Consider the following 23,635-nt stretch of genomic DNA (forward strand, 5'->3'; position numbering starts at 1 on the left):
GCGGCCTGCGAGGTCCCGGGCGAGGCCCCCCGCAAAGCGCTGACCTGGGGTCTCGTCACGCCGGAACCCGGGGCGCCGCCCGTTCCGTCGCCTCCCGAATCCCGTTGTCAGTGGCCTGTTCTAGTCTTCCCGTCACTTGATCACTGCGGGTGCGGGAGGCACACATGGGGTGGGTGTCGGCCGGCGACTACGAAGTCGCCCTCGATGACGGCAAGGTGGTGTGCCGCAACGCGGCCGGGCGGCGGTTGAAGTCCGTGCCGCCCAAGATCGCCGACGAGCCGGCGGTGGTGGGCCTGCGTCAGCTCACCGAGTGGCTGGAACGGCACGAACGCCGGTGCGTGGCCGACGTGGAGCGGTGGATGGTGCGCTCGCTGCCGGTGCCGTTCGCCGTCGTCGCCCAGGTGTGGCCCGACCCCGCCTGGCAGGCCGCCCTGCGCGACCTCGTCGTCACCGGGGCCGACGGCGAGGTGGCCGGGTTCCTGCGGGACGCCGACCCCGAGCGCGGACTCGGTCTGGTCGACCTCGACGGCGACACCGTCCGGATCACGCCCGAACTCGTCCACCTCCCGCACCCCGTGCTCCTCGACGAACTGGAGGAGCTTCGGGAGTTCGCCGTGGAACTCGGCGTCGAGCAGAGCGCCCAGCAGTTGTTCCGCGAGGTGTGGCGGCGTCCCGCGACGCTCGACGCGGAGGGCACCGCGGTCGAGGAGTACGCGGGCGGCTCGTTCAAGGAACAGCGGTTCCTGCACGGCCGGGTCACCCAGCTCGGCTACCGCGTGCGCGGCGGCCACGCCGTCACCTCCGTCCTCGAGGAGAACCGCACCGTCGAGGCCCGGGTATGGGTCGGCGACTACGAGGGCTACGAGGAGGCGGAGACGGGACCTCTGGTGTTCACCGACTCCGCCGGGCGGGTGCTGAAACTCGGTCTGATCGGGCCGGTGGCCTGGTCCGAGGGCATGCGCATGGCGGCCGCGCTGTACGCCGGGCGGGACATCGAGGACGAGGAGCGGGCGGCATGACGACCTACGACGAGACCACCGCCGGCGCGCTGCTCGACGCGGGCGCGGTGCTGCCCCCGGGGAGCACCACCCGCGAGGACGCCGACACGCTCACCGTCCGCAGGTACACCCACCCCGCGCTGGACGACCGGCAGATCGTGCGGCTCGTGCCGGGCACCCTGGGCGAGGCCGAGGACCTGGCGCTGGACTTCCTGGGGCTGGCCCGCGACCCGGAGACCCCCGAGGTCGGTCAGGTGCGCCGGGAGACTCTCGGCTTCCCCGCCTGGGCACTGGTCAACGACCCGGCGAACGGCCACCACGCGCTGGCGCTGGTCAAGGACGTCGAGCGGCTCGCGCGGCAGGCCAAGTCCCGCCCCGGCAACGCCAAGGACGGCTTCGAGGCGCTCGGCACCCGGCTCGGCCGGGCCGTCCCGCACTTCCTGCCCACCTTCTACGAGCAGGCCGCCCGCGTCTTCCTCCAGCACGAGAACACGACGTACGCCTCCGCCTTCTTCGGCAAGGCCCGGGAGGCCGAGCGGGTGCACGCGCTGAAGGTGGACGAGGAGCGGCAGCGGGCCGTGTTCCTGGAGTTCGCGTTCGCCGGGGCGCTCACCGTCAAGGCGCTCAAGGAGCACGTCAAGGCCCTCGCGGCGCGGCTCCACGCGGCCGAGGCCTGGGCGCAGTTCCGGCAGTTGACCGTGGAGCGCTGCGCGGCCGGGATGCCCCCGTACGCGTCCCTGCCGCAGGACGCGCGCGGGCTGATCAAGGCCGCCGGCCTCGACCGGGTCACCGAGGAGTGCGGCCTGGTCGCCGACCTGCTCTCCTCGCCGGCCGCGGTCCGGGCCCCCGCCTCCTTCTGGAACGCCTACCGGGCGACGCTCGCCGTCCTCGCCGAGCGGCGACCGGAGGTGCGTGAGCGACTGCTGGAGATCATGCCGGCCGGCCTGGGCCGTTCCGTCGAGGACGACGAGTTCTGGCTGGCACTGCTCGCGGAGTGCGGGGCGGATCTGCTCCTCACCGGTGAGACTGCGTCCGACGTGGACCCGGCGGACTGGCTCGGCCGGTGGGCCCTGCACCGCAAGCACGGCGGCAATGTCAGCGGCCGTTCCCCGGCCACCCTCGCCCTGGTGGAGCGGATGGGGCCCCGGCTGCGTGACCTGGGCCGTCCCGTCGATCTGTGCTCGGGCCGCTGGCACGCCGGCGCCGATCTCGACCTGCTCGACCTGTGCGCGGCCCAGGGCGTCCCGCTGACGCTGCCCGGCCCCGGCCAGGTCGTGTACCTCTCCGTCGACCGCTGGTTGCGCGAGGCCGTTCCCGGTCGGCGCGACCTCACCGCGACCGCGGCGGACCCCCGGCTGCGCCGCCTGCTGTACGCCGACATCAGCACCCTCAGCGGCCTCCGCCCCGCGCCGAAGGTGCTGGAGGAACTGGCCGCCCACCCCGTGCTCGCCGAGGTGCTGCGCGAGTGGCTGGACGACGCGGCCGGGGAACTGGCCTCGGCGGTCGGCCTGCCCGCCGCGCGGGCGGCACTGGAACGGCTCCGCCCCTTCCGTACCATCGCCGCCCGGGTCAGCCCGGCGGCCGTCGCCGTGGTCTCCGCGCACGCGGCCGCGCCGCTGCTCGGGCACACGCTGCGGGCCGGCCTGCTGGACGAGCTGGGCTGGCCCGCGCTGGACGAGGCGCTGCGCCGGCTCGACGCCGAGACCAGGCGCGACCGCGACGACACGCTCGGCGTCAGCGAGGCCTGGCCCGCGCTGATCCTCGCCCGCGCCCACAAGGTGATCGTCGTCGGCCCCGAGGAGATCCTGCTCGAGCACGACCTTCGGCTGCCCGTGACACTGGACCGCTGGCAGCGCCCGAGCTACCGCTACACGGACGGCGAACTGCTCGTCATGTGGCGGCAGGACGGCAAGCAGTTCGGCTACTGGTCGGCCCGCCCCGCCGACGTCTTCCCGCTCGGCGGTGAGCAGCTCCCGCACTGGTACGGCGGCAACGATGCGGGCGAACCGTCGATCCCGGTCCCCGGAGGCGGCCGCGCCACCGGCGGGCGCACGCTGCACGCCGGTGACACCGTCGTACCGCCGAGCCGCCGCATCCTCGGCGACGGCACCTCGTACTGGCGCCAGGGCAGGCAGGGCCGGCAGCAGGTGTGGCTCGAGTACGACCCGGCCACCGGCACCCACGGGCGCGCCTCGCTGCCCGCGTTCCTGTCGTCCGGCATCCGGGAGGACGCCCCCCTGCTTCAGCAGCACTGCGAGGTGCTGCCGCTCCAACCCGGCCTGGAGCGAAGCCCGTTCGGCACGGACGGCACCGTGCTCGGCCGCTGGGTGCGCACCGAGGGCGAGGGTGCCGAGACGCGCACCGTCGCCGGTACCCCGGACGGCCGCACCGTCACGCTGCCGTGGGCCGACGGGCGGGCGCCGGGCGTTCTGCTCGGCGCGCTGCGGCTGCCGGGCGGGGCCGAGCCCGTGGCCGTCGCTCTGCACCGGCAGATCGCCTTCTACGCGGGCGACGACCCGTCCGCCGCCGGGGAGCTGGGCCGGGTGACGCCGATGGAGCGCGGCGGCGAGTTCGCCGCCGGCACCCGGTTCGTCCCGCCGGTCGACTTCTGGCACGCCCTTCGACCGCGCGACGAGCGCGCGTCGGCGGTGCTGCGTGCCCTGACCGACGAGCAGGCGGCCGAGCTGCTGCGGGCCGCGAAGGAGGCGCTCGCGCAGCGGCAGGCGAAGCTGGCCGCGGCCAAGGTCGTGGACGGGACCTCGGACAGCGCGGCCGTCGTGCCGCCCGCGGACGAGGTCGTCCAGGAGGTCGTGTCCCGTTCCCTGCCCTCGCTGGGCGACGGGGGCCTCGTCGCGGGTGTCGCCTCACTGGTGCGCGCGGTGCTGCGGCTCGCGGAGTCGACCGCCGCGTTCGTGGCGCCGCCGGTCGAGCGGCCGAAGGCGGAGCGCCGTCGGATCGACGGCATGTTCGCCGACCTCAAGCCCGAGCACGGCGACGACGCGACGCTGCGCGAGGCCACCACCGGGCTCACCGAGGTGCACGGGTGGTGGGGCAGCGAGGTCCGCTGGAGCACGCTGCGGCAGGTCCGCGCCGTGAACCACGTGCTGTCCGGGAAGCCGGCCGACGGCAAGCCCCTGCCCGAGGCCTCCCGGTCCACCGGAACCGCCGACGGATGGCGCAGCGACGAGTTCACCCTGCCGGGCATCGGGCTGGTGTGGACGCCGGTGCTCGACATGCTGCGCCCGCTCGCTTACCGCGCCGCCTCCGCCACGGTGACCGAGGCGCACCGCGAGGCGCTGCTGCTGCTGTTCGAGGCGATCACGGACGGTCCGCTGGCCGCGCCCGGGGCCGCCCTGCGCGAGGTCGTGCTGAGCGAGCCGCACGAGAAGCAGGAGCGCGTCGGTCAGGTGCTGCGCCGGGACGGCCGTACCGTCGTCGTCCTCGGCTGCCAGAACCTGGACCGGCAGGCGGGGCGGGTGCACTGGCTCGCCCTGGACCACGATCCGGCCGGCTCCTTCGGCGCGATCGCCCACTTCACGCTGGAGCGGGAGACCGCGCACCCGGCGGTGTTCCCCGCCGACGCGCTGAGCGCCGTCACCGGGCTCGTCCGGGAAAAGGGCCCGGCGCCCTGGCAGCCGGAGGCGCCTGCCACCCTCGCCGCCGCGACCCACGGCGGGCTGGGGCCCATGCAGGCGGCCCTGCTGCTGGCCGGCAAGCCGAAGCAGCTGACCGACGAGGTGATCGCCGCGACCGGGCTGAAGCCGCGTCAGAAGGAGCTGGCCGACGCCCTGCTGTCCTCGGTCGGGAGCGGCGACCGGACGGCCCTCGTCGGTGCCCTGCTGCCCGGGAACCCGGGTGACCTGTGGACGGCCGGACCGGACACGGAGGCGGCCGGCCGGGTGTGGGCCGAGCGGCTCGGCGAGGTCGTCCGGCTGCCCGAGGACCTCGCCGGGGAGCTCTCCCTCGGCGGCCTGCCCACCGGCTCCGCGGAGGACGTCCTCAACCCGGGGCTGACCTCCTGGATCAGCCGCACCACCGTCCAACGGCCGGACAAGGACGGCAACCTGGTCGCGGAGGACCCGGCGGCGCTGCCCGGCCGGAACCACCTGACGGGTGCCGTGACCGCACTGGCCGGACTCGCCTACTCCCTGCCGTACGGACACCCGCTGCGGGCCGTCCTGCCGGAGAGCCTCGCCGCCCTGCGCCGCCGCTTCGCCGACCGGGGCCTGCTGCTCGACCTGGACGTCGCGTGGACGGAGAAGGGCTCCTCGTCCGCCGTCGAACTGCGCAAGGCGTACGGGCTGCCCGCCACCGGGGGCGCCGACGCCCACGGTCTGACACCCGTGGGCGAGGCGCTGGCGCTGCGCCCCTGGTACGGCGACCAGGAGACCGTCCTGGTCCGGCCGGGCGCGCTCGGCGCTCCCGACGACCCCGTGTTCGGGCTCGTCGAGGGGCTGGTCGGGCCGGGGCGGGGCGAGGGCATGCGGGCCCTGCGGACCCTCCTCGACGACCAACTGGCCCGCGCGGTCGCGGTCGGGGGCGACCCCGAGGGACCCTCCGGGCACGCCCAGGACCCGACCTTCAGCGTGCCCGGGCTGGTCGCCGAGGTCGCCGCGCGGCACGGCCTGGGCGAGGACGCGGCGGCGCTCTACCTCCAGTTGCTGGCGCTCCCGGACCCCACGGACCGCAACTGCGCCCGCTGGACCGGCTGGAAGCCCGCCCGGATGAAGAAGGCCCGCGTCGAGCTCGCGGCGAGCGGGCTGGTCGTCGAGGCCAAGCGGGCGCGTGCCGGACGCACCCTGTTCCTGCCGTGCGGCTGGCTGGACCTGACGTCGCCCGCGCTGCCGGTGGAGATCTGGAAGGAGGGCCTCTATCCGGTCCGCGCCTACGGGCGCGTGCTGCCGCTGATGCCCGTGCCCGAACTGTTCACGCGCGCGTGGGACCGCGTCCGCTCCGGCGACGCCCCGGCCTACGAGCAGCTCACCACCCGTGCCACCCGTAAGGGCCGCCGCCGATGACCACCCTCCCGCCCCCTCCGGAAGAACGCGCGCCGATGACCACTACCGCCCTGTCCCCCGACTCCGACTCCGATTCAGCCGGCTCCCCCGGCCCGGTTCGCCAGATCGTCCCGCCCGAGGACCGGTTCGCCGGCGAGCTGGCCTTCCTGGCCGCGTACGACGACGGGCCGCGCCCGCCCGCCTGGCGGCTCACCCCGCGTGCCGTCGTCACGTTCGTCATGGGCAGCGACGGCCGTGCCCTGAAGCTGCCCGAGGACGCCGAGGCGCCGGACGGGGTGCCGCGCCGGCTGGTGGTGGAGGCCAAGTTCGTCGGCGACCGGGCGCTGGTGGAGCGGTGTGTGGTCACGCTCGCCGGCGAGCGCGGGCTGTTGCTCGTCGGCGAGCCCGGTACCGCGAAGTCGATGCTGTCCGAGCTGCTCTCCACCGCCGTGTGCGGCACCAGCGGGCTGGTCGTGCAGGGCACCGCGGGCACGACGGAGGACCAGCTCAAGTACGGCTGGAACTATGCCCTGTTGCTGGCGCAGGGGCCGAGCCGGCAGGCTCTGGTGCCCTCGCCGGTACTGACCGCCATGTCCCGGGGCGCCATCGCCCGGGTCGAGGAGGTCACACGCTGTCTGCCCGAGGTGCAGGACGCGCTGGTCTCCCTGCTGTCGGAGCGGCGCATCGCCGTGCCCGAACTCGCGGGCTCGGACGACGCGTTGGCGCATGCCGCACCCGGCTTCAACCTCATCGCCACGGCCAACCTGCGGGACAAGGGCGTCTCGGAGATGTCCGCGGCCCTCAAGCGCCGCTTCAACTTCGAGACGGTCGGGCCCATTCCGGACCTCGACGCGGAGACCGCCCTGGTGCGCAGCCAGGCACGGGCCTCGGTGGAACGGGCCGGCGCACCCTTCCAGGTCGACGACGCCGTGCTGGAGGCGCTGGTCACCGCCTTCCGTGATCTGCGTGAGGGCCGCTCGGCGGAGGGCTGGGAGGTGGAGCGGCCGTCCACGGTGATGAGCACCGCGGAGGCCGTGTCCGTCGCGGGCGCGCTGGCGCTCGCGGCGGCCTACTTCCCGGGCGACCGTGATGTGCTCGGGCTGCTGCCGGGCCATCTGCTGGGTGTGGTCCGCAAGGACGACCCGGCCGACGCGGCCCGGCTGCGCGGCTACTGGGACGGGCCCGTCCGGCGCCGTGCCGAGCAGGGTTCCGCCACCTGGCGCACCCTGTGGGACCTGCGCACGGTCCTGGAGGGCTGACGGCCGTGTCCCCGCACCCCACCAGCGCGCCGGGCGCCTCGGACTCCCCCGGCACACCGGACTCCCCGGACGGGGCTCTCGCCGCCCTCACCGACCCGGCAGGGCCCTACCTCATCGGGGTACGGCACCACGCGCCCTCACTGGCCGCCGCCGTGCCCGCACTGCTGGACGAGGCGAAGCCCGACGTGCTGCTGGTCGAGCTGCCGGCCGAGATGCAGGAGTGGCTGCCCTGGCTCGGGCACGAGGAGACCCGTGCCCCGGTGGCACTCGCCGCCGCGCCCGGTGACGGCGGGAGCGGCGGGGGCCCGGCGTTCTATCCGTTCGCCGACTTCTCGCCCGAACTGGCCGCCGTGCGCTGGGCCGCCCGGCACGGCGTCCCGGTGGTCGCCTGCGACCTGCCCCTCGCGGACCGGGCGTGGGGCGAGGGGCGCGCCGGCACGGCGCAGGCCGAGGCACCCGGACTCGCCGGTGCGCTGCGGGCCCGGCTCACCGGCCGTCCCGGGGACGACCTGTGGGACCGGCTCGTCGAGGCCACCGCCCCGGGTTCACCGCCCGAGGCGCTGCGCCGGGCCGCCCTGCTGACGGGGTGGGCGCTGCGCGAGGACGCGGCCGCCTCCGGCGGGGTGCCCGAGCTGGACCTGCGGCGTGAGCGGTGGATGCGGTCCCGGATCACCGAGGCCACCGCGCGGGGCGAGCGGGCCGCCGTGCTCGTCGGCGCCTTCCACGCACCGGCTCTGACCGGATCGGCCCTCGCCGGACGAGGCGACGGCTCCACCGGCGGGCAAGCGGGTGCCACCGTCCCGGGGGGCGGCGGGCCGAAGGAAGGGGCTGTGGCGAGTCGGGCGGGGTGGACAACCTCGCTGATTCCGTATGCCTATGCCCTTCTGGACGAGCGGTCCGGTTATCCGGCCGGTATCCGGGACCCGGAGTGGCAGGACATGGTGCTGCGGGCGGCGGGCGATCCGCAGGCGTTGGAGGAGGCGCTGACGGGGGCGGCCGTGCGGGTGTGTGCGGCGTTGCGGGACCTCGGGCATCCGTCCGGGCCGGCCGACGCGCGCGAGATCACGCGGCTGGCCTCGGATCTGGCCCGACTGCGCGGGCTGCCCGCGGCAGGCCGGGGCGAGTTGGTCGAGGCGGTGCAGACCGTCCTCGCGCAGGGTGAGCCGTACGGGCGTGGACGGGCCGTGGCGCGGGCGATGGAGCGGGTGCTGGTCGGTACCCGCACCGGCCGGCCGGCGCCGGACGCGCCGCGCAGCGGTCTCGTCCCGGCGGTCGAGGCCGAGGTGGCGGGGCTGGGCCTGCCCGGACCGGAGAACGCCTCCGGCCCGGCGCGGGATCTGCGGCTCGACCCGCTGCGGTCGGACCTCGACCGGCGCCGTGAGCTGCTGCTGCGCCGACTGACGGTGTGCGGTGTGCCGTACGGCGAGGCGAGGGAGGTGGTCGGCGCTGGCGGGGCCGATGCCCTCACCTCGCGCTGGGAGGTGCGCTGGACGCCGGCGACGGCGGCCATGCTGACCGCGGCCGGCGTGCGCGGGGTCACCGCGGCGCAGGCCGCCGAGGGCGTGCTGCGGGAGCGTCGGCGCGCGGAGCGGGACGCGGGCGGGTCGACGGCCGCGCAGGTGCTCCAGGGGCTCTCGGAAGCCGCGGAGTGCGGCCTGCCGACGCTGGCGGACGAACGGCTCGCAGACGTCGCCGAGGTGCTGCCCCTGGCCGGTACGCTGCCTGAACTCCTGGCCGGGCTTGCCCTGTCGGACCGGCTGCGGTCCGGTCATGTGCCGGGGCTCGGCGCCGACGGGGAGCGTACGGCGCGGGTGGCCGCCGTGGCCGAGCTGCTCACCGCGGCGGCGGTGCGGCAGGTGGACGGACTGACCGGTTCAGAGGACCCGGCCGACGCCCACGCCCTGCTCGAACTCGCGCACCGAGCCGACCTGTTGGGCGGTATCCGGCTCACCGATGCCCTCGCCCGGCTGGCCGCCGACGGTTCCCCGCTGATGCGCGGTGCCGCCGGAGCGGTCCGGGTGCTGCTCGGGCAGGAGAGCGCCCGGGCCTTCGGCGACCGGGTCGCGTCCTGGGTGGACGGCGCCGTCGACGCCGACTCGCGGTCGGCGCTGACGGCCCGGCTGAGCGGGCTGCTGGCCGCCGCCGGTCCCCTGCTGGAAGCGGCGGCGCCCGCGCTGGAGCCGCTGCTGGGCCGGGTGTCGGAGTTGCCCGACCGGGACTTCCTCGACCGGCTGCCCGCGCTGCGGGGCGGCTTCGAGACCCTGAGCCCCGCGGCCCGCGACCGTCTCCTCGCGGCCGTCGAGGAACGCCTCGGCACCGGGCGCGTCGCCGACACCGAGGGGCTGGACCCGGCCGCGCTCGCCGCCTGGGCCGGGGCGGACCTCGCGGCCCGCGCCGCCCTGCGGTCACTGGGGCTGCTGCCCGCCCCGGGCGGCGACGCACGGACGCCCACCGACGAGACCGTGACCGCGACGACCGCGACTGCGACCGCGACCGCGACCGCGACCGACAAGGCCGGACACCCCGGGGATGACCGTCTCGACCGTCGACTCGCCCCCGCCGACCGGTGGCGGCTCCTCCTGGGCCGTCGCAGTGATCAACTACCCTCGTCCGCACGCGCGTTGGCGACGGCTCTGGACGAGCTGTACGGCAGCGGGCGCGGCGAGGGCAGCCGCGGGGACCTGACGGGCCCGGGGACCGGCGGTGGCCGGGACGCGCCGTATCCCGGGGTGCGGGAGTGGTCGCAGGAGCTGGCCGCGCTGTTCGGGCCGGGCATCCGGGAGGAGGTGCTGGCGGCGGCCGCCGCGTCGGGCCGCAGGGACGTGCTCACGGAGCTGGACGCGGACAGCGTGCGCCCCTCCGTCGATCTGCTGCGCACCGTGCTGCGGCACGCGGGCGGGCTGCCCGAGGCCCGGCTGGCGGCGCTGCGTCCGCTGGTGCGGCGGCTGGTCGAGGCACTGACCCGGCAGTTGGCCACCCGGCTGCGCCCCGCGCTGCACGGCACGGCGCTGCCGCGCCCCAGCCGGCGTCCGGGCGGCGGCCTCGACCTCCCGCGCACGCTGCGCGCCAATCTGGCGACCGCGCGGCGCGGCCCGGACGGCACGGTCCGGGTCGTCCCGGAGCACCCGGTGTTCCGTACCCGGGCGCGGCGGGCCGCCGACTGGCGGCTGATCCTGGTCACGGACGTGTCGGGGTCCATGGAGGCATCCACGGTGTGGGCGGCGCTGACGGCGTCCGTGCTGGCCGGGGTGCCGACGCTGTCCACGCACTTCCTGGCCTTCTCCACGGAGGTCATGGACCTCACCGGCCATGTCGAGGACCCGCTGTCGCTGTTGCTGGAGGTCAGCGTGGGCGGTGGCACGCACATCGCGGCGGGGCTCCGGCACGCCCGCGAGCTGGTCACCGTGCCGTCGCGGACACTGGTCGTGGTCGTCAGCGACTTCGAGGAGGGCTATCCGCTCGGCGGGCTGCTCGCCGAGGTGCGTGCGCTGGTCGGTGCGGGCTGCCACGTGCTGGGCTGCGCGAGCCTCGACGACACGGGCCGGCCGCGCTACTCCACGGGCGTCGCCGGTCAGCTCGTCGCCGCGGGCATGCCCGTCGCCGCTCTCAGTCCGCTCGAACTCGCCCGCTGGGTAGGGGAGAAGATCGCATGAGCCAGGACCTGTTGCCGCCGGTCGCGCCGTCCGTCACCGCCGAACTCGTCGAGGGGCTCTCTCCCCGGCTGCGCAAGCGGCTGGACGCGGGCATCGCCAAGCTGGCCGCACGTCCGGTCGTCCGCGACGGCGACACCGTGCGGATCGCCGTCGACGACGACACCGACCTCGAACTGCACGCGCCCGAGGGCGCGGTGACCAGCGCGGACGCGATCCGCTGCGGCTGCCTGCTCGCCCCCGACTGTCTGCACCGGGCGGCGGCGGCCTCGGCCGCGCCGGTGGCCGAGGCCGTTCCCGACAGCGCGCCCGCAGCGCCGGCAGCCGAAGGAGCATCTCGGCCGCCCGACGACGAGACGGCCGCCCCGGCCCAACTCGCCGCCGCGCGGGCCGTGTACGACGCGGCGGCCGCCGTGCTCGAAGCCGGCGCGGACGGCTCCGGCGCCGTGCTCCAGGCGGAGCTGCTGCGCGCCGCGCACACCGCGCGGCTCGCGGGTCTCCCCCGGGTCGCCGCCGCCGCGGTCTCCGTGGTCAACGGGGTGCGCGCGGCCCGTTCCGCCGACCCCGCCCACCGGCTGCCCGACCTTGTCGACGCGCTGCGCACCGTCCTCGGCATGGCGCACCGCCTGCCGTTCGCGACCGGCCGGGACCTGGCCGAACTGCGCGGCGGCGTACGTCAGCCCTACACCCCGGACGGCTCGCTGCGGCTGTACGGGCTCTTCTCGGAGCCCGTCCTGACGACGACCGGCTACGCGGGGGCCGTGACCTGGACCGCCGACGCCGAGGGGCGCCTCTACACGGTCTCCGACGTGGCTCCGGGCGGCCCCGGCCGGGCGACCGGCGCCGCCGACCGGGCCGTCCGGATCGGCGACACCGCCCTGACCCACCGTGAGCTGTCACGCGCGGGCCTCGCGGTGTCCGGGGCGACCGTCTCCGCCACGGGCCGGCTCGGCGCCGGGGCCGGGGTACGGGCGGTGCGCGCGTCGGGTGCCGCCTGGAGCGCCGAACCGCTCGACCGGCTGTGGGCGGTGCCGGTCGCCGAGCAGGTCGCACGCGCCCTGGCCGGCGGGCACGGCCTGCTCTTCCTCGACGTCACCCTGGCGGGCACGGTCCGGGAGGCGGCGGGGGACCGCCTGCTGGCCGACTGCGAAGGCCGCACGGTCCGGCTCGCCGTCGCCCACGACGATCCCGCGCTCCCCTACCGCGAAAACCTCCGCCTGCTCGCCGCCGCCCGGGGCAGTCGGCTGCGGGTCGTCGCGCGTCTCGCCCCGGGGCCGCTCCCGCGCGCCCTGCTGCTCGCCGCCGAGCACCCGGCCCGGGCCGGCGAGCGGGTGGATCTGGGCCTGGACCGTCTCCAGCGCGCGGACCTGCCCACGGCGACGGCCGCGCCCGCCGCCGCTCCCCCGGTGGACGAGGCGCCGTTGCACCTTCTGCGCCGCCGCGTGGACCAGGCCGTGTCGGGGGGCCGCAGGGTGCTGGGCTTCCCGGACAGCGGGGCGGGGGACGGGGGACGGCTGCGCCGCGTCGGTCTCGCCACCGCGGGCGAGCTGCTCGGCGAACTCCGGTCCACGGCGGCGGACCGGTCCCGCGACGCCTTCGGCCGGCTGCTCCCGGCGGACACGGGCCGTTTCGCCCGCGCCTGGCTGGCCGCGGCCGTCTACACCGGCGAGGTCGAGCGGGCGCTGTGCGCGGCGGCCTGGGGAGCGGATGCGGAGGTGGGCGCGGAGTCTGGTGCGGAGGTCGTGGCGACATCGCGGTGAATCCGCCGCCATTAGGACAGGATCTGACCTCTATCGCTCCTAACGTGGTGCTCGCACACGGAAGAGGACTCACGGAAGAAGGCGCCCATGAACCAGCCCACCCCCCTCGACGAGACCGCCGCGGCACCGGCCGTCAGCCGCGAGCGCGCCGACCTGCTGGAGGCGCTCGCCAAGCAGCGGCACTTCCTGCGCTTCACCACCCGCGACCTCACCGACGAGCAGGCCGGGCAGCGGACCACCGCGGGCGAGCTGTGTCTCGGCGGCCTGATCAAGCACGTCGCCTCGGTCGAGCGGGGCTGGGCGGCCTTCATCGTGCAGGGCGCGTCGGCGATGCCCGACTTCACCAAGATGACCGAGGAGGACTTCGCCAGGCGGGCCGACGAGTTCCGGATGCTGCCCGGCGAGACGCTGGCGGGGGTGCTGAAGGACTACGACGAGGTGGCTCACCGCACCGACGAACTGATCGCGTCCCTGCCCGATCTCGACGCGGACCACGCGCTGCCGGCGGCCCCCTGGTTCGAGGGGGACGCACGGTGGTCGGCCCGCCGCGTCCTGCTGCACATCGTCGCGGAGACCGCCCAGCACGCGGGTCACGCGGACATCATCCGCGAGTCCCTGGACGGCGCGAAGAGCATGGGCTGAGGCCCCTCGCGGCGGGCCGTCAGCCGACCTCGAGGACATGCGTCTGCCAGGCCTCCAGGGCCACGAACAGGCCGGGGTCGGTCAGTTCGCCGCCGTCACGGTCGTACGTCTGTGAGGTCAGCAGGTCGGTCAGGCGGTGCTCGCGCCCGGGCAGGTCGTCCCAGGGCAGGGGCAGTCGCGCCCGGGCCGGGTGGTCGGAGTGGTTGACGACGACCAGGTGGCGCGCGTCCGCGTGCGTCCAGGTCCAGGCGAGCAGGCCGCGGTGGGTGTCGTCGTTGTCCGGTCGGCCCGTCGCGGCGAGCGGCCGCCATTCGCCCCGGCGGACGACGGCCGCGGCCGTCAGCAGCCGGTGGTGGAAGGCGCGCAGCGGCTCGTCGACGGGCTCCTGCGGTCTGCGCGCGAGGAACACCGGCGGACGGACCCGGCGTCCCTCGAACTGGCCCTCGTGCCACAGCGTCGCGCCGGGCAGGGTGGCGACGGCCACGGCTGCCGCCCGTCCCCGCGCGCCGGGCAGGGCGGCGGCGGCCCGTGGTTCGTCGTGGTTCTCGAGGAAGCGGACGAGACCTCGCTGGTAGGTGAGGGCTGCCCCCAGATGGGCGCGGACGGAGTCGGCGTCCTCGTGCAGGAGACGGTCGTACAGCCGCTTGTCGTAGCAGTGGTCGAAGCCCTGCTGCTGCAGGGCCCATTCGAGGTCCCAGTACGCCTCCGCGACGAAGAGGAGGTCCGGGTGGCGCTCGCGGACGCGCGGGAGGACGTACGGCCAGAAGTCCTCGGCGGGCGCCGGTCCGGCCCGGTCGCCCCACGTCTTGGCGAAGACGTCGTTCATCAGCAGCATCGCCATGTCGCAGCGCACGCCGTCCGCCTGGTCGCCGATGGACACCAGCGTGTCCACGGTCGCCGCGCGCAGGGCGTCGCCGAAGGCGTTCAGCTGGACGACGTCGGGCCAGGGCGGGAAGAACGGGTCGCGTCCCCGGGCGAGGATCCGGCCGTCGGACTCGATGAAGTCGCCCGGCGTTCGGGACAGGTCGTCCGCGGTGCCCTGGATCAACCGGTCGGGGTGGCGGGTCACCCAGGGGTGGTCGGGGGCGACGTGGTTGGGGACGAAGTCGAGGATCAACCGCAGTCCGCGGGCGGCCAGTCGGGCCCGGGCCTCGGCCAGCCCTTCCGGTCCGCCGAACGAGGCGTCGACGACGTAGTCCCGTACGCAGTAGGGGGATCCGGCGATGTCCGCCTCGGTGACGTCGGGCAGGGCGGCGCGGAACGAGGTCCGCAGGGCTTCGTCGCGCAGCGCGATCCGCAGTCCGGCCGGGCTGCGCTCCCAGACGCCCATCAGCCAGACGGTGTCGACACCGGGCAGGGCGATCTCGTCCCAGGCCTCGCTCGGCACATCCCCGAGAGTGACCCGGCGCCCGTACCGTCCACCCAACTCGCCCAGCCAGACAGCCGTGTTGATCTCGTAGACCACCGTCATGACAGGGGCTCCTCGCGGTCGCCGTCGTTCTTCGGCCGCAGCGACTCGCGGCCGCCCCGGTGCCACTCGTCGGCGGTGAGGGTGTGGAACAGCGTCGCGGTGGCCGCCACCAGGCCGGTCCAGCCGGTCTGGTGGGAGGCGCCGAGGCCCGCGCCGTTGTCGCCGTGGAAGTACTCGTAGAAGAGGATCAGGTCCTTCCAGTGCGGGTCCTTGGCGAACCGGGGCTGCGCGCCGTGCACCGGGCGGTGGCCGTCGGCGCCCCGCAGGAAGGTGGAGGTGAGCCGGTCGGAGAGCTCGCGGGCGACCTCGTACAGGTTCATCAGGCGTCCGGAGCCGGTCGGGCACTCCACCGTGAAGGCCGCTCCGTGGTAGCCGTGCAGGTTCAGCAGCGCGCGGATCAGCAGCAGGTTGATCGGGAACCACACCGGTCCGCGCCAGTTGGAGTTGCCGCCGAACATCCCCGAGTCGGACTCGGCCGGCAGATAGCCGACGCCGTACGTCTGGCCGTGCACCTCGAACGTGTAAGGGTGGTCGGCGTGGTGGCGGGAGAGGGACCGGATGCCGTGCGGGCCGAGGAACTCGTCCTCGTCGAGCATCCGGGCCAGGATGCGGCGCAGTCGGTCCTCGCCGAACAGGGCGAACAGATACCGTCCCTCGGCGCTCGGATCCGCGGTGACGTGCTGCGACACGAAGGCCTCGACGACCGGATGCCGTTTGATGAACTCCTTTGCTCCCTCGACGAGTTCGGGGAACTGCTGGTCGGCCCGGCCGCCGATCACGCTGGTCGCCGCCAGGGGGATCAGGCCGACCAGGGAGCGCACCCTGAGCGGGGTCGCACTGCCGTCGGGCAGCCGTAGGACGTCGTAGAAGAAGCCGTCCTCCTCGTCCCAGAGGCTGGCGTTGTCCTTGCCGACCCGGTTCATGGCGACGGCGATCCACGCGAAGTGCTCGAACAGCGCCTGCGCCTGATCGACGTACACCGGGTTGTCCACGGCCAGTTCGATGGCGATGTCCAGGAGGTTCTGGCAGTACAGCGCCATCCAGGCGGTGCCGTCGGCCTGGTCGAGGTGGCCGCCGGTGGGCAGCGGGGCGCTGCGGTCGAAGACACCGATGTTGTCGAGGCCGAGGAAGCCGCCCTGGAAGACGTTGTTGCCGTCGACGTCCTCGCGGTTGAGCCACCAGGTGAAGTTCTTCATCAGCTTCTGGAAGGCGTTCTCCAGGAAGGCGCGGTCGGCGCGTCCGGTGCGGTGCTTCTCCAGTTCGTGGACGAAGAGGGTGGCCCAGGCGTGCACGGGCGGGTTGACGTCGCCGAAGTTCCATTCGTACGCGGGGATCTGGCCGTTGGGATGCAGGTAGAGGCGGTGCAGCAGCAGTTCCAGCTGACCCTTGGCGAAACCGATGTCGACCATGGCCAGGGCGAGGGTGTGGAAGGCGAGGTCCCAGGCCGCGAACCACGGGTACTCCCAGGTGTCCGGCATCGACATGACCTCGTCGTTGACCATGTGGTACCAGGCGCTGTTGCGGATCCGGGGGTCGGCGGCCAGCGGGTCGACGCCGTGTTCGGTGAGCCAGCGCTCGACGTCCAGGTAGTAGTACTGCTTGCTCCACAGCATGCCGGCCAGCGCCTGCCGGACCAGGTGTCGCTCGTCCTCGCCCATGCCGTCCGGGGTGATGTCCTCGTAGAAGGCATCGGCCTCGTTCCGGCGTGACTCCAGGGTCCCGTCGAAGTCCCCCCAGGGGTCGGCGAGTTCGGTGCCGGTCAGACGCAGCCGGAGGGTCGTGCTGCCGCCACCGGGGACGGTGCGCACCTGGTGGACGGCCGCCTTGGTGCCGGTGCGCGCGGGGTCGACGGCGCCGGTCTCGCCGTTCACGACGTATCGGCCGATGCCGTCCTTGACGTAGGGCGTGGTGTTCGGACTCCCGAAGATCCGCTCGTTGTCGGTCTCGTTGCCGGCGAACAGGAGCTCCGCCGCGCCGTCGTGGTAGAGCCGGAGGGCGCCGAGTTCGTCGTGGTCTGCGCGGACGCAGCCGTCCGCCGCGCGCAGGGCGGGCACGGCCGTGCCGCCGGCCCAGGACCAGGTGTGCCGGAACCACAGCGTCGGCAGCAGATGGAGGACGGCCTCGTCGGGGCCACGGTTGTGTGCGGTGATCTCGACCAGCAGGTCTTCGGGGCCCGCCTTCGCGTACTCGACGAACACGTCGAAGTAACGGTCCTCGTCGAAGACACCGGTGTCGAGCAGTTCGTACTCGAGGTCGTCGCGCCCGCGGGCCCGGTTGGTGTCGACGAGGTCGGCGTAGGGGAACTCAGCCTGCGGGTACTTGTAGAGGTACTTCATGTAGGAGTGGGTGGGCGTGTTGTCGAGGTGGAAGTAGTACTCCTTGACGTCCTCGCCGTGGTTGCCCTCGGTGTTGGTGAGACCGAACATCCGCTCCTTGAGGATCGGGTCGCGGCCGTTCCACAGGGCCAGGGCGAAGCACAGCCGCTGCTTGTCGTCGCTGACGCCGGCGATGCCGTCCTCGCCCCAGCGGTAGGCGCGCGAGCGTGCCTGGTCGTGGGTGAAATACGACCAGGCGTCGCCGTCGGTGCTGTAGTCCTCCCGGACGGTGCCCCACTGACGCTCGCTCAGGTACGGCCCCCAGCGCCGCCAGGGCGCCACGCCCTCGTCGGCCTCCGCAAGCCGCCGCCGTTCGGCGTCCGCGGCGCTGTCGCCTTCCGTCATCGCCCGTCCTCCTCGCCACCGCCCGCCACCTGGCTCCACCCTCGGGGGTCCGGGGGCGGGCCGCAATGACAAGGCGCGAGCGCGGTCACGACTTGGGCCGAACGACTGACGCGCGGCGCGGGCCGCCGAGGACCACCCGCCCCACGCGGCCCTCGCCCCCGCCCCCGCCCCGCACCTCACACCTCAGAGCCCCACTCCAGGCTCCACGCCCCCGCCCCACTTCACGCTCCGGGCCCCCATCACGGTCCCTTGACGGTCTCCGTGTGGCCGGTCACAATCCCTCAATGGATGTGACCGGTCACAAGCCGCTTTCGTCGGAGGTCGCCCCGCAGCGCCTCACCGTCGACCTCGCCGTCTCCGAAGGCCCGGTGCTGCTCGGCGCCAATGGCGCGCTGTACGGCCTCGGCGACGACGGGGTGCCCGGCGACGCCGTACTCGCGCCGCTGAAGATCACCAGCATCACGCAGAAGCCGGAGGGCGGCGCCCAGCACCCCAACGGGGACGCGCTCTCCGTCTCCGGGTCGTTCTTCCGCAACGGCGGCGGCGAGATCAACGTGATGATGCAGGACGTCTACGCCGAGTGGCCCTACGAGAACCTGGGCATCGACGACTACCTCGCCAAGGTCGACAAGATCGTCAAGGAGGTGTCGGCGCACCCGCACGGCGACCGCTTCGTCCACATCCCCTTCAACGAGCCCGACTGCATCTGGTACGACCTCGGCGTCCCCGACCGGGTGCGGTACGAGGCCAACCGCGACCGCTTCTTCCAGGACTGGACAACGGTGTACCGGCGCATCCGCGCCCTCGCCCCCGAGGCGAGGATCGCCGGGCCCAACGAGACCGGCTACCACTCCCGGCTGATGACCGATTTCCTCGCTTTCGCCCAGCGGGAGAACGTGCTGCCGCAGGTGGTGACCTGGCACGAGTTGGGCCCGGACTCGCTGCGGGACTTCCAGAGTCACCACGACGACTACCGTGCGATCGAGCGCCGGTTGGGCATCGCACCGCTGAGGATCAGCATCGACGAGTACGCCAACCGCCGTGACCTGTCCGTGCCGGGACAGCTCGTGCAGTGGGTGTCGATGTTCGAGCGGAACAAGGTGTACGCCAACCAGGCCTACTGGGACGCCGCCGGCAACCTGGACGGGAACGTGGTGCGCACGAACATCCCCAACGGCGGCTGGTGGTTCTTCCGTTGGTACGCCGGGCTGACCGGCGACACCGTGCAGGTCACCCCGCCGCGGCCGCACACCGTCGACACCCTCCAGGGCCTCGCCTCCCTCGACACCTCGCGCCGTCAGGCCCAGGTGCTGCTCGGCGGCTCGGACGGCGACGTGGACGTCGTGGTGCGCGGCGTCCCCAGCGCCGTCTTCGGCCGCACGGTCGTCGCGACCCTCGCCGAGGCCGCCTGGTCGGGCTACGAGGGACAGCACGCCGCTCCGCGGGTCCTCGCCCGCACCCGGGTCGAGGTGGCGGCCGACGGTTCGGTGACGGTGCCGCTGCGCGGCGGGCACAGGATGTCCGCGTACCGGATCGCCCTCACCCCGGGCGGGGCAGGCACCCCGTCCGCCCCGGCCGTGCCCTGGTCGGCGTCGTACGAGGCCGAGGACGCGGCGATCACCGGCGGCCGGGTGCGGACCCTGGGGACGGTCGCCGAAGCCAACGGCTACGCGGCCTCCGGCACGAAGGACGTCGGATCCCTCGACAGCGCCTCCAGCAGGGTCGACTTCACGGTGAAGGTCCCGGCGGACGGGAGGTACGACCTGGCGATCCTCTACGGCAACCAGTCCGGCGCCCCCGCCACCCAGCGGCTGCTCGTCGACGGCGCGGACCCGGTCACCGTGTCGTACCCCTCCACACAGAACTGGGCCTACCGCGCCAGGAAGGACCTCGATGTCGAACTGTCGGCCGGCACCCATGTGCTGACCCTCGCCAAGGGCGACGCCGAGGTCACCCTCGACCGCGTCGACCTCACCGCGCGCACCGGCGCACCGTCGGCGTCGTACGAGGCGACCCTCGCGGACATCGACGGCAGCCCCTCGTACGACTACTCCTCGTCGGCCGGAGTGGGCACGGGCGCCCTGGTCCTGCGGGAGGGCGACCGGGCCGTCTTCGACGTCTACGCCCCTCGCGACGGCTACTGCACCGTCGTGCCGCGGGCCTCGGCGGCGGTGCGGCTCACACTGCACGGCGAGCGGGTGACGGCGGCGCCGGACCGGCCCCTTCGGCTCTACCTGGTGGCGGGCAACAACCGCCTCGCGCTCACCGCGCGGCACGCGGCCGTCCGGTCCCTCGACGTCTCGGGGGCGGGCTCCGCCGACGGCACCCTCTCCTACGCCGCCGCCTCCGCCACCCTCACCGGAGGCGCGCAACTCGTCGACTCCGCCCACGCCTTCGGCGGCTCCTGTGTCGACGACCTCGGCAACAGCCTGGCCGGCGCCGCCGAGTTCACGGTGCACGCACCCGAATCCGGCCGCTACATGCTGGTCGTCCACTACGCGCACGACGACCGCCGCGACAACGGCCACGCCTACAACACCGACATCCTGTCCCGTACGGCGGATGTCACCGTCGGCGCCGGAGCGCCACGGAGGCTCACCTTCAAGAACACCTGGAGCCGGGAGGACTACTGGACCCTGGGTGTCCCCGTCGACCTGCGGAAGGGCACCGAAAGCGTGACCTTCCGCAACGCGACGGGCCGGGCCCCGCGCATCGGCCGCATCGAACTGGGCCGCGTGTTCCGCCGGTCGTAGCCAGACGCGCGCCGCTGTCCCGGCGTCAGCGGCCCACGCCTATCAGGCCCGTCAGATAGCGCCACAGCGACGAGCGCTGCCGGACCGCCGGATCGGCCGGTCCGATCCCGGCCGGTTCCTCGGCCGGGGCCTGCGAGGACGGCGGCTCCGACATCGTGGCCAGTTCGTACCGCACGGGCAGCGAGCGCAGGCCGCGCATGAAGGGCGAAGAGCGCCAGGGGAGTTGATCGGCGGGGAGGGCGAGGTCCAGGTGGGTGAACCGCTCGAACAGCCGGCCCACGCCGACCGCCGCGACCGTCGACGCGAGCTCACGCGCCGGGCACTGGCGAGGGCCCGCGCCCCAGGCCAGGTGCGCCCGGGTGCTGACCGTGGTGCCCGACTCCACGTGGTCGGCGAAGAGCGGGTCGGCGTGCGCCGCCGCGGACGAGACCCAGACCGGGTCGCCGGCCCGGATCGTGTAGTTCCCGAGCCGGGTGTCCTCGGCCGCGAAGCGCGGCACGAAGTTCACCAGCGGCGGCTTGCGCATGACCACCCGGTTCATGCTCTCCCTGACCATCCCGGCGGACAGGCTGGCCCGCACGCCGCCCTCACCCGAGATGACCTCGACCACCGTGTTGGAGATGAGGATGCCGACATGGTCGGAGGTCATGCCCAGCAGCATGAACAACTCGCGGGCTAGCTGGTCGAGCGAGAGGTCGGGATGCGCGGCCAGCAGGTACGAGGGGAAGTCCTCCCCCGGCTTCTCCAGCTTGCCCGCCGCCAGTTCGGCCAGCGCGGCCAGCAGCCGTTCCAGGGCGGGCTCCGCGTCCGGACCCGCGTCCAGTACCCGCCACATGTCCATCAGCGCGTCGTCGCCCTGCGAACCGGGGAAGCCGAGCAGGTGGCTGGCCACCATCAGCGGCAGCGGCCGGGAGAACTGGGCGGACAGGTCCGCCCAGCCGGTGCCGCCTGCCTGCCCCACCAGGCTGATCAGTTCGTCGGCGTAGGCGCCGACGGCCGTCTTCAGTCGCTTGGCCTGCGGGTGGCGCGGGTCCTGGAACGGCTTGAGGGCCGCGTCCCACGCCGTGCGCAGCGGCCGGTAGCCGGGGCCGCCCTGGATCAGCACATGGTTGACCTCGAGGGACGGTCCGAGCGGCCAGTCGGCCGGCACCCTGCCCTCCGAGCGGGCCCGCCACTTCTCCAGCCCCTTGGGCCACCCGGCGTCGTCCTGGAGCACCTCGAGCGACTCGCGGTAGCCCAGGACCAGCCAGGCGGGCACTCCCAGCAGGTCGACCGGCGCCACCGGACCGTGCTGTTGCCTGAGCCGCTCGTACACGAGCGAGGGGCGCGTCTCGTAGTCCCGGGTCAACAGCGGCTGCGGAGTCATCGTCTCCAGCCGCGCGCCCTCCAGGTCCACGGATCCGCCGTCACCCACCTGCGATTCCATCGCTCTGCCGCCCTCCGACACTCCCCGTACCGGCGCGTCGTCATTCGGTAGCCGGAACCGGTCGGACCCTATCCCAGGACCCGCCCGTGGTGAACGACGGGGGCACTGCGACCCGCGCGATCCCGGGACCGCCGTCCCCGAGTGCGGCGCCCCTTCAACTCGGAGCGTGCTCCGCGTGGTTGACCCCGCCGCTGCCGCACCGCGCGAGCGTCCGGCGACGGCGGCCTTGTCACGCCAGGACGAACCCGCGTCCCCGAGGACTCAACTCACGCAAACAGAACGGTGATCCCTCCGGTTCGCTCCCCATCGCTGCCATATTCGAGAACCACTTCGGAGGTGGCTGTGACGCGAGAGGCGACAACATCCCTGGCTACGACGACGGCGACGGCGAGAGACACAGCGACAACGAGAGCGACGAGCGCGGCGGACCGCACCGCCGACCGCATCGACGACCTGGCACGCCGTCAGGCGAAGGCGGTGGTGCCGGGCACGCCCAGGAGAGCAGGGGCCCTCGGTGCGCGGGAGCGGATCGAACGCCTGCTGGACGAGGGCTCCTTCACCGAGACCGGCGGGTTCGTCCGGGCGCGGTCCACGGGGGACGGTGCCCGCCGGCCCTACGGGGACGGGGTCGTCACCGGGTACGGCACGGTCGACGGACGGCCGGTCTGTGTGTTCGCCCAGGACTCCACGGTCTTCGGCGGCAGCATGGGCGAGGCCTTCGGTGAGAAGACCGTGGCCCTCATGGACCTCGCGCTGAAGACCGGTTGTCCGGTCGTCGGGCTCAACGACTCCGGCGGGGCCCGGATCCAGGAGGGCGTCTCCTCGCTCGCCCTCTACGCCGAGCTGGTGCGCCGCAACGTGCGGGCGTCCGGGGTCATCCCGCAGATCTCGGTCGTCCTGGGCCCCTGCGCGGGCGGCGCCGCGTACTCGCCGGCCATCACCGACTTCACCGTGATGGTGGACGGTGTCTCGCACATGTTCGTCACCGGGCCCGACGTCATCGAGGCCGTCACCGGCGAGCGCACCACCGCCGAGGAACTGGGCGGCGCCCGCGCCAGCAACTCCGTCAACGGCAACGCCCACTTCCTGGCCGCCGACGAGGAGGACGCCCTCGACACCGTGCGCGACCTGCTGTCGTACCTGCCCGCCAACAACCTCGGGCGGCCACCGGAGTACGCTCCCGCGCCCGCCGCCGACGGGGCCCGGCTCGACACGCTGGTCCCCGACCGGACCGGCCAGGCCTACGACATGCGCGACCTCCTGCGGACGGTCGTGGACGACGGCGAACTGCTCGAGGTGCAGGAGCTGTTCGCGCCGAACATCATCTGCGCCCTGGCCCGCGTCGAGGGCGCCACCGTCGGGGTCGTCGCCAACCAGCCGCTGCACGCGGCCGGTGTCCTGGACATCGACGCCTCCGAGAAGGCCGCGCGGTTCGTGCGGTTCTGCGACGCGTTCGGCATCCCCCTGCTCACCTTCGCCGACGTCCCCGGCTACCTCTCCGGTGTCAGCCAGGAACAGGCCGGCATCATCCGGCGCGGCGCCAAGCTGCTGTACGCGTACGCCGAGGCGACGGTCCCGAAGATCACGGTGGTGGTGCGCAAGGCGTACGGGGGCGGCTACGCGGTGATGGGCTCCAAACACCTGGGCGCCGACCTCAACCTCGCCTGGCCCACCGCCCGTATCGCCGTCATGGGCGCGGAGGGCGCCGTCGGCGTCCTGCACCGGCGTGAACTCGCCGCGGCCGACGATCCCGAGGCGCTGCGCGCCCGTCTCGTCGCCGCGTACGAGGCCACCCACGGGACGCCCTACCCCGCCGCCGAACGCGGGTACGTCGACGCCGTCATCGCCCCGCGCGACACCCGCGCGCACCTGTGCCGGGCCCTGCGCGCGCTGCGCGGAAAGCGCGCCCCGATGCCGGAGCGCCGGCACGGCAACATCCCGCTCTGATCGCCCGACCCG

At 74.2% G+C, this 23,635-nt stretch carries 11 protein-coding genes; 8 read left to right on the forward strand and 3 right to left on the reverse strand.

The features are described from left to right. The first annotated feature begins 164 nt into the window (after positions 1-164). From OG736_RS06895 to OG736_RS06920, 6 genes are all read left to right on the forward strand, one after another. Complete coding sequence (locus tag OG736_RS06895; protein ID WP_327181642.1) at positions 165-1,019, forward strand: DUF4132 domain-containing protein; 855 nt, start codon at positions 165-167, stop codon at positions 1,017-1,019. Then, positions 1,016-6,016, forward strand: coding sequence for a hypothetical protein (locus tag OG736_RS06900; protein WP_327181643.1), 5,001 nt, complete (start codon positions 1,016-1,018; stop codon positions 6,014-6,016). The genes OG736_RS06895 and OG736_RS06900 overlap by 4 nt, the downstream gene beginning before the upstream one ends. A gap of 35 nt (positions 6,017-6,051) precedes the next feature. Next, positions 6,052-7,254, forward strand: coding sequence for an ATP-binding protein (locus OG736_RS06905; RefSeq protein WP_327181644.1), 1,203 nt, complete (start codon positions 6,052-6,054; stop codon positions 7,252-7,254). Positions 7,255-7,259: 5 nt separating this feature from the next. Then, complete coding sequence (locus OG736_RS06910; protein ID WP_327181645.1) at positions 7,260-10,907, forward strand: vWA domain-containing protein; 3,648 nt, start codon at positions 7,260-7,262, stop codon at positions 10,905-10,907. Further along, complete coding sequence (locus OG736_RS06915) at positions 10,904-12,664, forward strand: hypothetical protein (RefSeq protein ID WP_327181646.1); 1,761 nt, start codon at positions 10,904-10,906, stop codon at positions 12,662-12,664. The genes OG736_RS06910 and OG736_RS06915 overlap by 4 nt, the downstream gene beginning before the upstream one ends. 87 nt (positions 12,665-12,751) lie before the next feature. Then, entirely contained in the window at positions 12,752-13,306 is a 555-nt protein-coding gene (locus OG736_RS06920; RefSeq protein ID WP_327181647.1) for a DinB family protein, read from the forward strand. A gap of 19 nt (positions 13,307-13,325) precedes the next feature. Here the strand turns inward: OG736_RS06920 and OG736_RS06925 are convergent, their stop codons facing one another. Together OG736_RS06925 and OG736_RS06930 are read right to left on the reverse strand one after the other, a co-directional pair. Continuing rightward, positions 13,326-14,777 carry an alpha-amylase family glycosyl hydrolase gene (locus OG736_RS06925; RefSeq protein ID WP_327181648.1) on the reverse strand — a complete coding sequence of 484 codons (1,452 nt, stop codon included), beginning with the start codon at positions 14,775-14,777 and terminating at the stop codon, positions 13,326-13,328. Next, positions 14,774-17,497: an MGH1-like glycoside hydrolase domain-containing protein gene (locus OG736_RS06930; RefSeq protein ID WP_327181649.1), complete on the reverse strand. Its 2,724-nt coding sequence runs from the start codon at positions 17,495-17,497 to the stop codon at positions 14,774-14,776. The genes OG736_RS06925 and OG736_RS06930 overlap by 4 nt, the downstream gene beginning before the upstream one ends. 284 nt (positions 17,498-17,781) lie before the next feature. Between OG736_RS06930 and OG736_RS06935 the strand changes: the two genes are divergently transcribed. Further along, a complete protein-coding gene (locus OG736_RS06935; protein ID WP_327181650.1) occupies positions 17,782-20,250 on the forward strand; it encodes a CBM35 domain-containing protein in 2,469 nt (822 codons plus the stop codon). 25 nt (positions 20,251-20,275) lie between these two features. Here OG736_RS06935 and OG736_RS06940 read toward each other — a convergent pair whose 3' ends face one another. After that, positions 20,276-21,676 carry a cytochrome P450 gene (locus tag OG736_RS06940; RefSeq protein ID WP_327181651.1) on the reverse strand — a complete coding sequence of 467 codons (1,401 nt, stop codon included), beginning with the start codon at positions 21,674-21,676 and terminating at the stop codon, positions 20,276-20,278. A gap of 366 nt (positions 21,677-22,042) precedes the next feature. Here OG736_RS06940 and OG736_RS06945 point away from each other — a divergent pair, with 366 nt between their 5' ends. Continuing rightward, complete coding sequence (locus OG736_RS06945; RefSeq protein ID WP_442817160.1) at positions 22,043-23,623, forward strand: acyl-CoA carboxylase subunit beta; 1,581 nt, start codon at positions 22,043-22,045, stop codon at positions 23,621-23,623. Positions 23,624-23,635: the final 12 nt, after the last annotated feature.

This window comes from Streptomyces sp. NBC_01334 (assembly GCF_035983595.1).
Classification (GTDB): Bacteria; Actinomycetota; Actinomycetes; order Streptomycetales; family Streptomycetaceae; genus Streptomyces; species Streptomyces coriariae.